Origin of the sequence: Sporosarcina highlanderae, assembly GCF_030433715.1 — a bacterium.
Lineage (GTDB): Bacteria > Bacillota > Bacilli > Bacillales_A > Planococcaceae > Sporosarcina > Sporosarcina highlanderae.
In genome coordinates, this window is sequence record NZ_JAROCC010000004.1 from 115,169 (window position 1) to 131,520 (window position 16,352).

Genomic DNA, 16,352 nt, shown 5'->3' on the forward strand with positions numbered 1-16,352 from the left:
CAACTCTTTTCCATTAATTAAATCTCTTTCAATTCCTCAATTCGGCGCTCAACTGCTGCCTTCTTCTCTAAATAATCCTTCTCTTTCGCACGTTCCTCTTCAACTACTGCTTCAGGAGCTTTCGAAACAAAACGCTCGTTGGAAAGTTTTCCTTGAACACGTTTCACTTCGCCTTCCCACTTCGCCAATTCCTTCTTCAAACGCTCAACCTCTTCATCGATATTCAACAAGCCTTCAAGCGGCAAGAACAATTCTGCACCAGTGATGACAGCTGACATTGATTTGCCTGGGGTCGAAATACCAACTCCAATTTCAAGAGTTTCCGGGTTACAGAAACGCTCAATATAGTTGCGGTTTGACTCTAAAACGGAAACTGTCGCTTCATCTTTCGCAGCGATGTATAAAGGAACCTTTTTGCTCATTGGCGTGTTCACTTCTGCACGGATGTTACGTACCGCGTGAATTAGGTCAACAAGTAGCTTCATATCAGATGCCTTAGCGGAATCCGTTAATGTCGCGTCCGCAACCGGCCAAGCTGCCACTGTGATCGACTCCCCTTCATGAGGAAGGTTCTGCCAGATTTCCTCTGTGATAAACGGCATTAATGGATGTAATAAACGCATTGTATTGTCTAAGACATAGGCAAGAACCGATCTTGTCGTTTTCTTTGCCGCTTCGTCATCCCCGTACAACGGTAGCTTCGCCATTTCAATGTACCAGTCACAGAAATCATCCCAAATGAAGTTGTATAATGCACGGCCAACCTCACCGAACTCGTACTTCTCGGAGAGCTTTGTCACTTGTTCGATCGTTTCATTCAAGCGAGTTAAAATCCATGCATCAGCTACGGATTTCTCACCAGTTAGATCGATTTCATCATACGTCATGCCATCCATATTCATTAACGCAAATCGGGAAGCATTCCAGATTTTATTCGCGAAGTTCCAAACTGCTTCAACTTTTTCTGTCGAATAGCGAAGATCTTGACCAGGAGAAGAACCTGTAGCCAAGAAGTAGCGCAAAGCATCCGCACCGTATTTATCAATTACTTCCATTGGATCGATACCGTTGCCGAGCGACTTCGACATCTTGCGGCCGTCTTCAGCACGAACGAGACCATGGATTAATACGTCTTTGAACGGACGCTGATCCGTAAATTCAAGAGCTTGGAAAATCATTCGAGAAACCCAGAAGAAGATGATGTCATATCCTGTAACAAGAGCATCCGTCGGGTAATAACGTTTGAATTCTTCGTTGTCAAGATCCGGCCAGCCCATTGTTGAAAACGGCCATAATGCAGATGAGAACCATGTATCGAGAACATCGTTATCCTGTTTCCAGTTTTCTATATCCTCTGGCGCTTCATGTCCAACGTGAATTTCACCCGTTTCATTATGATACCAGGCAGGTATGCGATGTCCCCACCAAAGCTGACGGGAAATGCACCAGTCATGGATATTTTCCATCCAGTTCAAATATGTCTTTTCAAAGCGTTCAGGGACGAAGTTGACCTTCCCTTCACTTTGCTGAAGTTTAATCGCTTCTTCGGCTAACGGTGCCATTTTTACAAACCACTGCGTTGATAAATACGGCTCAACAACAGCCCCGCTACGTTCAGAGTGACCAACCGAATGTAAATGATCTTCGATTTTGAAAAGAACGCCCATATCCTGCAAGTCTTTAACGATTGCTTTCCGGCATTCGAAACGATCCATTCCTTCATACTCGCCTGCAAGTTTATTCATGCTGCCATCTTCATTCATAACGAGGACACGTGGCAGATCATGACGGTTTCCGATTTCAAAATCATTTGGATCGTGGGCAGGTGTAATCTTAACCGCACCGCTTCCGAAATCCATATCGACATAATCATCTGCGATAATTGGAATTTCACGGTTAGTAATTGGTAATTTAACTGTTTTGCCGATCAAATGCTTATAGCGGTCGTCTTCCGGATGTACTGCAACCGCAGTATCCCCCAACATCGTTTCAGGACGTGTTGTCGCAATTTCGATGCTGTCCGTTCCGTCGGCAAGTGGATAGCGCATATGATAGAATGCACCCTGAACATCTTTATGGATAACCTCTATATCCGATAATGCAGTTTTCGTCGCTGGATCCCAGTTAATAATATATTCGCCACGGTAGATAAGCTTTTTCTCATAAAGTTTTACGAATACCTCGCGAACCGCCTTGGATAATCCTTCATCCAATGTGAAACGCTCTCTGGAATAATCAAGCGCGAGTCCTAACTTAGCCCATTGTGCACGGATATGGCCAGCATATTCATCTTTCCATTTCCATGTTTCCTCAACGAATTTTTCACGGCCCAAATCATATCGGGACTTTCCTTCTTCCCGAAGTTTTTCCTCAACCCTTGCTTGTGTTGCAATTCCCGCATGGTCCATTCCTGGCAGCCATAGTGCATCATAGCCCTGCATCCTCTTCATACGGATTAGGATATCCTGCAACGTTGTATCCCACGCGTGCCCAAGGTGGAGCTTTCCAGTAACATTCGGTGGTGGAATAACAATCGTATAGGGTTCTTTCCCACTCTTCGGTTGAGCTTCAAAATAGCTTCCTTTCAGCCACCATTCGTAACGACCCGCTTCAATCGATTGCGGTTCATATTTCGTAGGCATTGATAGGTTTTCTGTTGACATATGAACTCCTCCTTTTTTGCTTGCAAAACCTGTTTTTGAATAAAAGCAGAAAACAAAAAAACTCCGTTCGCCAAAAAGGACGAAGGAGTTATTCGTGGTACCACCTTTATTCGCATATACAAATTGCGTATATGCCTCAATAACAAATAACGGTTTCAAACCGGCTTCCGCTACTAGATTTCACGGAAACTGCTCCCGGGTGACTTTCTGCAACTCATTTATAGGCCCTCTCAGCAATGGCGCCCTCTCTTGGATAAATGAAATTACGTACTCTCCCGTTCAATGCATCATTATATAGTTATGAACATTGTATGCTACTCAAGGAGATTTCGTCAAGTATATTACGAAAGGAAGGTAGTATGAGAAAAGGATATAACCCATATTTATTGCCGCCATGGTTACGAAAAACCAGGTTTTACTGCAAGCACATCATCATCCCAATCACTGTTTTTCAGCTGATCAGACTTTTAATCGTCCCTACGACAGGTGATTTCCTTCTATTTTGCTTGCTTTGCGGAATAGCTTTCCTACTCTACAAAAACATCATTTGAGCGAAAATTTGTTGTCGACCATCCATCCGGCAACTCCGCAATGTATGACAGTATATCATCATGGCCATTCCATGAGCTGCTGTCATATGTTGCAGTCACTTCTTGGACTTGCTTCGCAGCGGTTTGTTTTGAGACTGTTGTTTCTTGTCGGGATTCGTCAGCTATCTGAGCTTTTTCCAGTGCAGCCTGTGTGGTTGTTGCCGTTGCTGTTGCTGTTGTTTTTTCTGTTGCTGTTGCTGCTTCTTTTTTCTCTTCAACAACAACCTTGTCTGCCTGTTGACTTACAGGTTTTTGGGTTTCAGTATTTTCAATCACAGACTGCTGAGGCGTATGCGTGCAATTAACTTCCCAAGCTACGGTCAATGCACCTTGTTCATCAAAGTGCGCTTTGACATTGGATGCTTCAACATGCAATGGATGCTCTACTTCAGGGGGCAAATCGATATAGAGTGGAACCGCATATTCGAAATAGCCCACTTGACCGTCCATTTCCACATCATCAACATAAACCACTTCCTGAGGAATCATTTCAGCCCGCTCACCTTCTGCAAATTCGACCTTGGCAGCTATATGATAGATGCCCGATAGCCGCACTGCATCTTCTGAACGTTTCTCTGTAAACCCTGCTTTCACTTTTACAAGGCGCGCAGAACTTGGCACCCCCACGTCCGTAGGGAAATAGAATACCTCTTTCATATCCCATTGTAATTTTGTCATCCCTTATTCCCTCCCTCAATTCTCTTGGCATTATATGCAACAAGCCTAAAAGGTAGAAGAAAGAAAACAAAAGCGCAGGGCGCCTGCATAGAGGCGACAGGCATAAGGTGAAGATGCGGCGTGGCGCTTTTTGCCACATAGCGGCTTCGCCTTATGACCCGAGCCTCTGGCGCCCGGAGTCTAGACGAAAACATAGTTTCCTAAATAAAAAACCATCCATTGTCGGCTTAATGACAATGGATGGTTTAATAAATTTATCGCGCAAGTTGGGCGAAGACTTTGTGGAATGCTTCCACTGTACGTGCAATATGTTCCTCCGTATGCGCAGCAGAAAGGAACATACCCTCGAATTGTGAAGGTGGAAGGAAGATTCCCTCTTCTGCCATTAATCGGAAATATTCTGCGAACAATTGAAGATCTGAAGACTTTGCTATATCATAGTTGATCACTTTTTCATTCGTGAAGAAGAAACCGATCATCGATCCAGCACGGTTAACAGTGTGAGGGATATTGTATTTCTCCGCCGCCTCACGGAATCCAGCCTCCAACTGATCACCTAACTTCTTGAAATGATCATATGAAGCAGGTGTCAGCTTTTTCAATGTTGAGATACCGGCAGTCATCGCCATTGGATTCCCAGATAGCGTTCCTGCCTGATAAACAGTTCCCGCAGGTGCAATGTGTTCCATAATTTCACGCTTTCCACCATAAGCACCTACCGGTAGTCCGCCCCCGATGACTTTACCAAGACAAGTCAAATCCGGTGTGACTCCAAAATAACCTTGAGCACACTTATAATCCACACGGAAACCGGTCATCACTTCGTCAAAGATGAGCAATGTACCGTTTTTCTCCGTCAATTCACGCAAGCCCTCAAGGAACTTAGGCTCTGGCGGAACAACACCCATATTGCCGGCAACAGGTTCAACGATTACACCCGCAAGGTCATCACCGAATTGTTCAAAAGCGACTTTCACGCTCTCCAAATCGTTATAAGGCACTGTAATCGTGTTTTTTGCAATACCTTCAGGAACACCTGGACTATCAGGCAAACCAAGCGTAGCAACCCCTGAGCCCGCTTTAATGAGCAATGAATCGCCGTGTCCGTGGTAGCATCCTTCGAACTTCAAAATCTTGTTTCGTCCTGTATAGCCACGAGCCAAACGCAATGCGCTCATTGTTGCTTCAGTACCTGAAGAAACCATCCTGACAACCTCGATGGACGGTACACGGTCAATGACGATTTTCGCCAATTCATTTTCTAACAGTGTAGGTGCCCCAAAGCTTGTACCTGTTTCAGCTACGTTTTTAATTGCTTCAACAACATCCGGATCGGCATGTCCCAAAATCAGCGGTCCCCACGACAGTACATAGTCAATATAATCATTTCCATCAATATCTGTAATGATCGGACCCTTCCCGCTCTTCATGAAAATCGGATCCATATTGACCGATTTAAATGCCCTGACAGGAGAGTTCACACCTCCTGGCATTAAATTGACAGCTTCCGCAAATGCTTGCTTCGATTTCTCATAATTTCTTCCCATTCATTTTCCCTCCAGCCAACGCGCAGCATCTTTTGCATGGTATGTCATGATGAGGTCTGCACCAGCGCGTTTCATACTTGTCAAAGTTTCCAAAACGATTTCCCTTTCATTGATCCAGCCATTTTGTGCGGCGGCCTTAACCATTGAATATTCACCGCTTACGTTATAGGCAACAACAGGAAGTAGCACATTGTTTTTCACATCACGCATAATGTCGAGATACGAGAGTGCCGGTTTGACGATCAGGAAATCCGCACCTTCCATTACATCTGACTCCGCTTCACGAAGGGCTTCCATACGGTTAGCCGGATCCATCTGGTACGTCTTCCGATCTCCGAACTGTGGTGCTGATTCTGCCGCATCCCGGAATGGACCGTAGTAGGCAGACGCATATTTCACCGCGTAAGACATGATCGGTATATCTTCAAAACCTGCTTTATCCAACGCTTGGCGGATTGCAATAACGAAGCCATCCATCATATTCGAAGGCGCAATGATATCCGCACCAGCTTCTGCTTGGCTTACAGCTGTTTTTGCAAGTAGATCCAGTGAAGGATCGTTTAACACTTTCTCTCCATGGACAACACCGCAATGTCCATGATCTGTATATTCACATAGACATGTGTCTGCAATGACAATAAGTTCAGGATGCTTTTCTTTTATCAATCTTGTCGCCTGCTGAACAATCCCTTGTTCTGCATACGCTCCAGTTCCTGTTGCGTCTTTCTCAGCAGGAATACCGAAAAGGAGAACCGATGGGATTCCGAGTGCAACAACCTCATCCACCTCATCTATTAATCGATCAAGCGACAACTGATGAATGCCTGGCATCGAACTGATTTCATTTTTCACATTCTCCCCTTCGATCACAAAAATGGGATAAATGAAATCTTCCTTCTTCAGAATAGTTTCCCTTACCATCGAACGTAAAGCAGTAGAATTACGCAAACGACGATTACGTCGGAATTGTAATTGAGTCATCGGAATTCATCCTTTCTATTAGACAACGTTTCAACGAGTTCCTTAAGTGTATAAATTTCAGGCTTAACATCCACAGTAGCCCCTGCTTCAAGCAGTGCCCTTTCGGTGACGTGCCCGATTGCACCAATCGTATAACCACTCCAACCAACTGAAGGTACAGCATCTTCGCTAAAAACACGAACAGCGGAAGGACTTGCGAACAGAACGCTGCAATCCCTCCTACTTTTTAATAAATCAACTAGGGAGTTGATTGAATCACGTTTTGCCCCGGTTTCGTACACCGTCCATTCGACTACTTGAAAGGGCAATTCTTCACGAATTATACTGCCTGCAAGTGAGCCTTTCAGGAAAAGCACATTCAATTCCCCGTCAGTTGGCTTGAATTGCTTCACAAATACATCCGCACTGAATACGGTAGGGATGAATTCAACAGTAAAACCGATTTTCTCAAGCGCTGCCGCAGTACGAGTGCCGACTGCTGCAATCTTACACGGAATTTCATTAACAGATATAGCAAAGCGTTCCATTTTCGACTGGAAAGCTTTTACTGCATTTTGACTTGTAAATATTAGCCAATCAAAGTCAGAACACGTTTTCATTCTCTTTTCATCGGTCGGCTCCTCAACTTCATTCACTTGGATAAGCGGAATTGAAACAGGAACGCCTCCATATTGCCTGACAAGGTCGAAAACCTCAAGTGATTTGAGCGTTCCGGTGAATATAACCGTTTCCCCATGAAGCGGGCCATATTCAGGCATCCATTTCCGCCTTCACTTTCTCAATCACTTCAGAAGCGCCTTCTGCCCGCAATACAGATGCCACTTCTTTTCCTACCGCAATCGCATCTTTCCCGCGTACCGTCTTTTTAAACACTTGTTTGGCATCAGGAGAAGCAATGAATCCCGTAAATTCAATTTCGTCGCCAATAGATTGTGCAAACCCGGCAATCGGAACTTGGCATGAACCATCCATTTCGGAAAGGAACGTCCGCTCCGCATCAACTTCCTTCCATGTCTGAGCGTCTGATACTTTTGCAAGTTCAGCCAATAGTTCTTCATCATCGCTTCTGCATTCAATAGAAAGCGCCCCTTGACCAACTGCAGGGATACAGTCTTCGATTGACATATATTCAGTAACGACATCTTCGCTCCAGCCCATTCGCTTCAATCCTGCCGCGGCTAAAAGAATTGCATCATATTCTCCATCTTGCATTTTTTTCAGTCTTGTGTCGATATTACCGCGGATCCACTTGATTTCAAGATCAGGACGCAATAGAAGTAGCTGAGAGCTTCTGCGCAAACTTGATGTACCTACTACAGCACCGACTGGCAGATCCATGAATTTGACATGATCCTTTGATATGAAGGCATCACGGGCATCAACGCGAGCCGGAATACAGCCAATTGTCAATCCGTCTGGAAGAACTGCTGGCATATCCTTCATACTATGAACAGCAAAGTCGATCTCCTTATCGAAAAGGGCTTGCTGGATTTCTTTAACGAACAATCCTTTGCCTCCCACCTTAGAAAGCATGACATCGAGGATTTGGTCCCCTTTTGTAACAATCTCTTTCACTTCAAACTCAAATGGTGCGCCAGCTGCTTTCAATTGGTCGATAAACCAATTCGTCTGCGTCAGTGCAAGTTTACTTCGTCGTGAACCTACGATGATTTTCCTCAATACAATCTTCCTTCCACTGTTAAGTATTCTTTACGTTCAAATCCAAAAATGGAATTGGGATAATCTACTTCCAAGAAAAAAATTAATGATAACAAAAATAAAAGCGAAGACGTTCGCCCACGCAAAATCATTCGCTGTCAGTTTCCCTCTTCTTTGCAAAAACAACACTAAACTATAAAGAATAATAATAAGGAATGACCCGATGATTTTCATATCGGATAACAACCAATCATCCAATACTACAATCGCCCACTGTATTCCTAAGATAAGACTTATAAGCAGTACGGGTATTCCTATATAGATCGATACTTTCATTCCAGTCAAAGTTTGCTGAAGTGAAGGTAAACGACCGAACTGTTTTGTCCATTTCTTTTCCTTAAGTATTTTATAGACAAGCAAATATAGGATAGCAAACACAAGAGACATCGCAAACGCTGCATATGAGAGAATTGCAAATGTTATATGGATGAAAAGCAACTCCGAGATTAATGAGTCACCAACCGGTGATTGTTCAATCTGCATAGGTGCAAATGTATAAATCGACATAAAAATAAAGCCAATGACATTCAAAAAGAAGACTGCAAAACCGACTTTAGAAAATACTTGGAGAATCATCGACAGTGAGATGAGTAGCCAAGCATAGAAATAAATCCCTTCGTAAAGAGAAAGGATTGGAAATTGTTTTGTTTCTAATACCCTAATAATAAGGAAGCCGGTTTGCATGATATAGACAATGGATAAAATCCAAAATCCGCCACGATGGGCAAATCTATTCGTATTTAAGTAATCGATAAAGTAAAATACGAGACTGACCGCATACAGGATTATGATGATTTCGTGAAACATTGTCATAGTCATTTCAGCCATCTTTTAAAATGATAAATCAGGCTGGGCAGTCTTTTTTGCAATCTTTTTAGACTGTAACTGTTCTCTCACCGCGTCTGATTCTTTCTCCTCATCAGCAGCAAGGCCAAAGATTTGTTTGAACAAGGCCAATTTTTCTGGGGCATTGTCGTCCATTGCCAGTTCCTTCGCTTGAAGGATTGGTTCTTTTAGTAATTGATTGATGATTGACTTGGTATGTTTGTTCAGTACTTTCTTTTCACGTTCTGTTAGATTAGGTATTTTGTTTTCGATACTCACCATAGTTTCGGATTGGATGCGGTTTGCTTTTTCCCGTAATTGAGTAATAAGCGGAACTACGCCAAGAGTTGCTATCCATTCCTTAAAGGAAACGATTTCCCCTTCAATCATCAAACCGATTTCTTCAGCTGCACGCTTGCGTTCGGCAAGGTTTGCTTCAACGATTCCTTGCAGATCATCGATATCGTACAGGAATACGTTCGGTAAATCACCGATCCGCGGATCTAAGTCTCGTGGCACTGCAATGTCTACCATGAAAAGCGGCTTTCCTTTGCGAAGTTTTTCTACGTACTGCATCAATTCAAAATCGATGACAAAATCAGTTGCCCCGGTGGAACTGATTAAAATATCAGCTTCCAATAAGGTACATTGCAATTCCTTCATTGATTTGGCAATACCACCGAATTGTTCTGCCATTTCTTCCGCTTTAGACAAAGTCCGATTTATGACTGTGACTTTCCCTGCACCGCTTCCATGAAGATTCTTAATCGCTAATTCGCCCATCTTACCTGCTCCAAGGATTGCGATATGTTTGTCATTCAGCGAACCGAATATTTTTTTCCCAAGTTCGACTGCAGCGTAGGAAACAGAGACTGCGTTATCGGCGATCGCTGTTTCGGAATGAGCGCGCTTCGCAAGCGTAACCGCCTGTTTGAATAATTCATTGAAGACAGTTCCCGTCGTACCGATTTCTTGAGCTTTTAAGAAACTATCCCGGACTTGTCCTAAGATCTGTGTTTCACCAAGAACCATTGAATCGATTCCTGCTGTCACTCTCATCAAGTGTTCTATTGCCGCATCATTTTCGTATATAAGTAAGTGAGGAGATAGTTCCTCTATATCCATATTGAACCAATTGGCCAAAAACCGTTTAACATAATAGCGTCCCGTGTGAAGTTGGTCGGCTACTGCATAAATCTCGGTTCGATTACACGTAGATATAATCGTGTTCTCCAATATGCTTTTTTCCTTTTGAAGGGCTTGCATCGCTTTAGGCAATTCCGCCTCGACAAAAGATAATTTTTCCCTTATTTCAACAGGGGCTGTTCGGTAGTTTACACCGACCACGATAGTATTCATAAGGTGTCCACACCTCTCCCGTTCATTTTTACATAATCAATTATAACATAATCCATTATTTTAATCGGTCAATAATGTGACTAAACATTGAAGAATCAACAGCTACAACACGGCTTCATAGTGAAAAAATCCGGATGAAGGGTACGTCATCCGGATTTGTATTACATTCTTTTTTCTATTTCACGCCAAGCTTCGTCCATCCCGATCCCTTTTTCAGATGAGAATACAATTAAAGGATCACCGGCACGCATAAACAATTCATCTTTGATGATTTTCTTATGCTTTTCCCATTTCCCCTTCGGTATTTTATCCGCTTTTGTCGCAATGATAATTACAGGGATGTCATAATGGCCTAAAAAGTCGTACATGAGGCAATCGTCTTTACTTGGTGGATGACGAAGATCTACGATTTGCACAACAGCACGCAACTGTTCCCTACCTGTCAAATAGCGCTCAATCATACCACCCCATGCTTCGCGTTCAGACTTCGATACCTTAGCATAGCCATAGCCGGGTACGTCAACGAAAAATAACTTTTCCTCGATTTTATAAAAATTCAAGGTCTGTGTCTTTCCGGGTTTGGAAGAAGTTCTCGCTAAACTTTTCCGACCAATCATTTTATTGATAAACGATGACTTTCCTACATTGGATCGTCCCGCTAAAGCAAATTCCGGAAATCCGTCATCAGGATATTGTTCTGGTTTTACAGCACTCATAATCATTTCAACTTGGTTAACTTTCATTCGGATGCCTCCTCTAATGCAATTGCTAATACTTCTTCAGCATCCGAAACAAGCTTGAATGTCAGCTCACTACGTACACTTTCAGGTATATCTTCAATATCACGTTCATTTGCTTCCGGCAAAATAATCGTTGTCAAACCTGCCCTATGAGCGCTCAACGATTTCTCCTTCACTCCGCCAATCGGCAACACCCTGCCGCGAAGTGTGATTTCACCGGTCATACCAACTTCCCGACGGATCGGTCGCCTCGTCAAAGACGAAACTAAAGCTGTTGCAATCGTCACACCTGCTGAAGGTCCGTCTTTTGGAACCGCTCCTTCTGGTACATGGATGTGAATATCGCTTTTTTCATGGAAGTCAGAGTCGATATTGAACTCCGCCGCTTTTGATCGAACATAGGAAAGTGCCGTTTGGGCGGATTCTTTCATGACATCACCTAATTTTCCAGTCAATATCAATTTCCCTTTACCTGGAGATAGCGACACTTCTATTTGCAACGTGTCCCCGCCGACAGTCGTGTAAGCAAGCCCAGTCGCAACACCGATTTGATTTTTCTTTTCAGCTTGCCCGTAACTATGTTTTCTCTTACCTAAAAGGGTTTCGAGGGTTTTCGCACTAACCGTCACACTTTTCTTTTCTCCCATTACGATTTGCTTTGCAGCTCTTCGGCATATCCGGGCAATTTCACGTTCCAACCCGCGGACTCCAGCCTCTCGTGTATAATAACGGACAATATTCATTATCGCCTCGTCATTAATGCGCACTTGAGACTTTGTTAAACCATGTTCTTTTAACTGTTTTGGAATCAGATGGTTTTTAGCAATTGCACGTTTTTCAATTTCCGTATAACCCGGAATTGATATTACTTCCATCCGATCTCTTAACGGGCCAGGTATTGAACCTAAATCATTTGATGTGGCGATGAATAGCACATTCGATAAATCATATGGCTCTTCAATATAATGATCGCTGAAAGTCGAATTCTGTTCAGGATCCAAGACCTCAAGCATTGCCGCGGACGGGTCTCCCCTGAAGTCATTTGACATTTTGTCAATTTCATCAAGCAAAAAGACCGGATTTATCTTACCTGCCTTTTTCATACCTTGTATGATACGACCAGGCATTGCCCCCACGTACGTACGACGATGCCCTCTTATTTCCGATTCATCCCTCACACCACCGAGTGAGATTCTAACAAAATTCCTGCCTAATGATTCCGCGATCGAACGAGCAAGAGAAGTCTTTCCTACACCTGGGGGACCGTCGAGACAAAGGATTGGACCACGCAATGAGTTGGTCATTTGACGGACGGCCAAATACTCCAAAATCCGTTCTTTAACTGATTCCAATCCTTCATGGTCACGGTTTAAAATCATTTCAGAGCGTTTAATGTCCAATTGATCTTCAGAAGCTTTAGACCACGGCAAAGAGATCAGCCAATCGATGTAATTCCGGATTACACCGCTTTCAGCGGATGCCGAGTGGACTTTTTCATAACGATCAAGTTCTCTAAGTGCCGCTTCCTTTACATGGTCAGGCATTCCGACATCTTCAATTTTTTGGGTTAACTCGACAACCTCGATGCTTTTTCCGTCTTTGTCTCCAAGTTCCTTTTGAATTGCTTTCATCTGTTCGCGCAGATAGAATTCTTTTTGGGTCCGTTCCATCGCTTCTTTTACACGGCTATTGATTTTCTTTTCCAATTCAAGGATTTCCTGTTCATTATGCAGCTTGTTTATAAGGAATTCCAGTCTCTCTTTAACATCAATAATTTCAAGAATTTCCTGTTTCGCGGAAACCTTCAATGGTAAATGTGAAGCAATCATATCCGCAAGCCTTCCGGGTTCTTCGATGGTAGAAATTGAGTCGAACGTTTCCTGTGAAATCTTCGCTGAGTAATTTGCAAAGTTCTTAAAATACGGAATTAATGTACGCATGAGAGCAATACTTTCAGCATCAACTTCCGTATCTTCCGGAATCCTTTCTATATCAACGACTGGATATAAATCAGCTTCCTCATAATTCGTCCATTTTGCACGCTCAATACCTTCGATAAACAACCGGTATGTTCCATTATTCAGTTCAGTCAATGATTTGACGTGAGCCAATAGACCAATTTTATATAGGTCATCCGCGTCCGGGCTTTCAACGCTTGTATCTTTTTGTGAAGCAAGCATGATTAAATTACCATTTGCAATTGCATGCTCCACTGCAAATACGGAGCGCTCTCTCCCGACGTCAATATGTAAAACCATCGTCGGGTAAACCAACATCCCGCGCAAAGGCAACAAAGGCACATTTAGCTTTTTTCTTTTTGGCATGCGGAAGTCACCTCCATAAGATATGTATATCCAATTTAGCCAGTCATATAAGGTGGAAAAAGCCGACAACCGAAGAGCGAAAAGATCGCATCGCCGGAGTCAGCTTTATTCCTCCAAATATCATGCCGTATTTTTCTCTTGATCGAGATCGAATTGCGTACCATCTTCTCGATATAGAATCGGGCTTGACTTCTTTAGGACGGATTCTTTCGTAATGATACATTGTGTAACTTCATCAAGCGACGGAAGTTCATACATGATATCCAACATGATGTTTTCAATGATTGAACGCAAACCCCGAGCACCTGTTTTCCGTACAATCGCTTCTTTTGCAATTTCAAGAAGTGCATCGTCTTCAAACTTAAGTTCAACCCCATCAAGTTCAACCATTTTTTGATATTGCTTTACAATCGCATTCTTTGGAACTGTAAGGATTTGGTAAAGCATCTGCTCATCTAACTGTTCAAGTGTAGCAATTACAGGTAAACGGCCGATGAATTCGGGAATAAGGCCAAAACGCTGTAAATCTTCAGGAATCAGCTTCGATAGCAAAGAAGTTTCTTCCGCGGAAGCTTCTTCAGTGTTCGTGCCAAATCCAATCACTTTTTGTCCAGTACGACGTTTGATGATTTCTTCCATACCATCAAATGCTCCACCAACGATAAACAAGATATTCGTCGTGTCGATTTGAAGGAATTCCTGATGCGGATGCTTACGCCCTCCTTGAGGTGGAACACTTGCAACCGTACCTTCAAGAATTTTCAATAGTGCCTGTTGAACTCCCTCACCTGAGACATCACGAGTGATGGATGCATTTTCAGACTTTCGCGCAACCTTATCAATTTCATCGATATAAATAATACCTTTTTCAGCCCGCTCAATATCAAAATCTGCAGCTTGAATAAGTTTCAACAGAATATTTTCAACATCCTCGCCGACATATCCGGCTTCAGTAAGTGAAGTTGCATCCGCAATTGCAAATGGTACATCCAATATACGTGCCAATGTTTGTGCCAACAAAGTTTTACCGCTACCAGTTGGACCAATCAAAACGATATTCGATTTGGCGATCTCAACATCATCAACCTTGCTATTCGTATTGATGCGTTTGTAGTGGTTATATACAGCAACGGCCAATGATTTTTTTGCCCGATCCTGACCAATAATATATTCATCTAAAATGCCTTGGATTTCACGTGGTTTCGGAACGTCTTTCAGCTCGAAATGTTCATCAAGGCCAACTTCCTCCTCAACGATTTCCGCGCATAGTTCGACGCATTCATCACAAATATAGACACCCTGACCTGCAACTAATTTCCTTACTTGGTCTTGGGTTTTACCACAAAAAGAACAGCTTAGATTATCTTTTTCGTCATTAAATTTGAACATCAAGCTCACCCCTATTCAAGTGACAATCTTACAAGATTCCCCCGTTTTAAGCAACTAATTCGAACTTACCATTATTACCAAAAGGGATAATTCTTCCTATGAAAAACAAGGTACGGAAAACCGCACCTTGTCTTATTCATCTACAATTATTCAGCGATTTTAGCGTTTTCCACTAAGAATTCAACTGCTTTATTGAATCTCAAATCATTTTCAAGAACTTTAGTTCCGCCTAAAGTTTGTTTAATTTGGTCAATTTCCATATTAAACTGATCAGCCATTTTTTGAAGCTCAGCGTTGATTTCCTCTTCGGTCACTTCAAGGTTTTCAGCCTTTCCGATTGCTTCAAGAGTCAATGAAACACGAACACGGTTTAGTGCATCGTCTCTCATTTGGCTACGTAAAGCTGCTTCGTCTTGACCTGAGAATTGGAAGTAAAGTTCAAGGTTCATGCCTTGCATTTGAAGGCGTTGGCCGAACTCATCCATCATACGATCGACTTCTGAATCGATCATTACTTCTGGAATATCGATTTCAGCGTTTCTTGCAGCGGCTTCGACAAGATCGTCACGCAATGCTGTTTCGGATGCACGTTTCTTCTCTTCAGCAGACTGGTCTTTCATTTTCGTACGAAGAGCTTCAAGGCTTTCAACTTCCTCGTCGATTTCTTTTGCAAGCTCATCATCAAGTGCAGGGATTTCTTTTGATTTGATTTCATGAATTTTCACTTTGAATACAGCCGGCTTACCAGCTAATTCAGCAGCGTGATATTCTTCTGGGAAAGAAACTTCAACGTCTTTTTCTTCACCTTGTTTCAAACCAACAAGTTGCTCCTCGAATCCAGGGATGAATGAACCAGAACCGATTTCAAGGTCATATCCTTCTGCTTTTCCGCCTTCGAACGCTTCGCCATCAACGAACCCTTCAAAGTCAAGGTTAACTGTGTCGCCGTTTTCTACAGCGCCGTCTTCTTTAACGACCATTTCAGCGAATTTTTGTTGACGATCTTTTAATTGCTCTTCAATTTCTTCGTCAGTAACTTCTGTTTCTTGACGTTTCACTTCAAGACCTTTATATTCACCAAGTTTAACTTCTGGCTTCAATGTAACATGTGCTTTGAAGATAAGCGTTTTGCCTTTTTCCATTTCATCGATTTCGATTTCAGGTTGTGCAATCGGCTCTACACCAGATTCGTCAAGTGCGTTTGTATATGCTTCAGGAAGGATGATGTCAAGTGCATCATTGTAAAGTGCTTCAACACCGTACATTCTCTCGAACATTTTACGTGGCATTTTCCCTTTACGGAATCCTGGTGCTTGAACTGTTTTTACAACTTTCTTGAATGCTTCATCAATTGCTGCGTCCACTTTTTCAGCAGGAACTTCAACAGTTAAAGTACCTTTATTACCTTCTTCTTTTTCCCATTTAACAGACATTTAAAAAACCTCCGAATCATTATGACCAATATATTTTCGTTATTGAATACGCCATTTTCAACCCTTACAGTATATCATAGTCTTTCGATCTTTCAACAGATTTA

General features: G+C 42.7%; 12 protein-coding genes and 1 other annotated feature. All 12 genes read right to left on the reverse strand.

The genetic code is table 11. From position 1 onward, the window contains the following. Window positions 1-17 precede the first annotated feature (17 nt). Window positions 18-2,663: a valine--tRNA ligase gene (locus P5G49_RS06595; RefSeq protein ID WP_301242697.1), complete on the reverse strand. Its 2,646-nt coding sequence runs from the start codon at window positions 2,661-2,663 to the stop codon at window positions 18-20. 72 nt (window positions 2,664-2,735) lie between these two features. Then, window positions 2,736-2,955: a binding site (T-box leader), on the reverse strand. Window positions 2,956-3,190: 235 nt separating this feature from the next. Beyond that, entirely contained in the window at window positions 3,191-3,931 is a 741-nt protein-coding gene (locus tag P5G49_RS06605) for a hypothetical protein (RefSeq protein WP_301242699.1), read from the reverse strand. Window positions 3,932-4,185: 254 nt separating this feature from the next. Then, window positions 4,186-5,478 carry a glutamate-1-semialdehyde 2,1-aminomutase gene (hemL, locus tag P5G49_RS06610; protein WP_301242700.1) on the reverse strand — a complete coding sequence of 431 codons (1,293 nt, stop codon included), beginning with the start codon at window positions 5,476-5,478 and terminating at the stop codon, window positions 4,186-4,188. Next, window positions 5,479-6,459, reverse strand: a complete 981-nt coding sequence (gene hemB, locus P5G49_RS06615) for a porphobilinogen synthase (RefSeq protein ID WP_301242701.1) — start codon at window positions 6,457-6,459, stop codon at window positions 5,479-5,481. After that, entirely contained in the window at window positions 6,456-7,217 is a 762-nt protein-coding gene (locus tag P5G49_RS06620) for a uroporphyrinogen-III synthase (RefSeq protein WP_301242702.1), read from the reverse strand. Before P5G49_RS06620 ends, hemB begins: the two co-directional genes overlap by 4 nt. Then, entirely contained in the window at window positions 7,210-8,139 is a 930-nt protein-coding gene (gene hemC / locus P5G49_RS06625) for a hydroxymethylbilane synthase (protein WP_301242703.1), read from the reverse strand. The genes P5G49_RS06620 and hemC overlap by 8 nt, the downstream gene beginning before the upstream one ends. A gap of 36 nt (window positions 8,140-8,175) precedes the next feature. After that, window positions 8,176-9,006: a cytochrome C assembly family protein gene (locus P5G49_RS06630; RefSeq protein ID WP_301242704.1), complete on the reverse strand. Its 831-nt coding sequence runs from the start codon at window positions 9,004-9,006 to the stop codon at window positions 8,176-8,178. Window positions 9,007-9,009: 3 nt separating this feature from the next. Continuing rightward, the gene (gene hemA / locus P5G49_RS06635) at window positions 9,010-10,362 is read right to left on the reverse strand and encodes a glutamyl-tRNA reductase (protein WP_301242705.1); all 1,353 of its coding nucleotides are present in this window, start codon (window positions 10,360-10,362) and stop codon (window positions 9,010-9,012) included. A gap of 161 nt (window positions 10,363-10,523) precedes the next feature. After that, window positions 10,524-11,105, reverse strand: coding sequence for a ribosome biogenesis GTP-binding protein YihA/YsxC (gene yihA, locus P5G49_RS06640; RefSeq protein ID WP_301242706.1), 582 nt, complete (start codon window positions 11,103-11,105; stop codon window positions 10,524-10,526). After that, window positions 11,102-13,426 carry an endopeptidase La gene (lon, locus tag P5G49_RS06645; protein WP_301242707.1) on the reverse strand — a complete coding sequence of 775 codons (2,325 nt, stop codon included), beginning with the start codon at window positions 13,424-13,426 and terminating at the stop codon, window positions 11,102-11,104. Before lon ends, yihA begins: the two co-directional genes overlap by 4 nt. Before the next feature lie 120 nt (window positions 13,427-13,546). Further along, window positions 13,547-14,815, reverse strand: coding sequence for an ATP-dependent protease ATP-binding subunit ClpX (gene clpX / locus P5G49_RS06650; protein WP_301242708.1), 1,269 nt, complete (start codon window positions 14,813-14,815; stop codon window positions 13,547-13,549). Window positions 14,816-14,961: 146 nt separating this feature from the next. Beyond that, the gene (tig, locus tag P5G49_RS06655) at window positions 14,962-16,248 is read right to left on the reverse strand and encodes a trigger factor (RefSeq protein WP_301242709.1); all 1,287 of its coding nucleotides are present in this window, start codon (window positions 16,246-16,248) and stop codon (window positions 14,962-14,964) included. Window positions 16,249-16,352 lie beyond the last annotated feature (104 nt).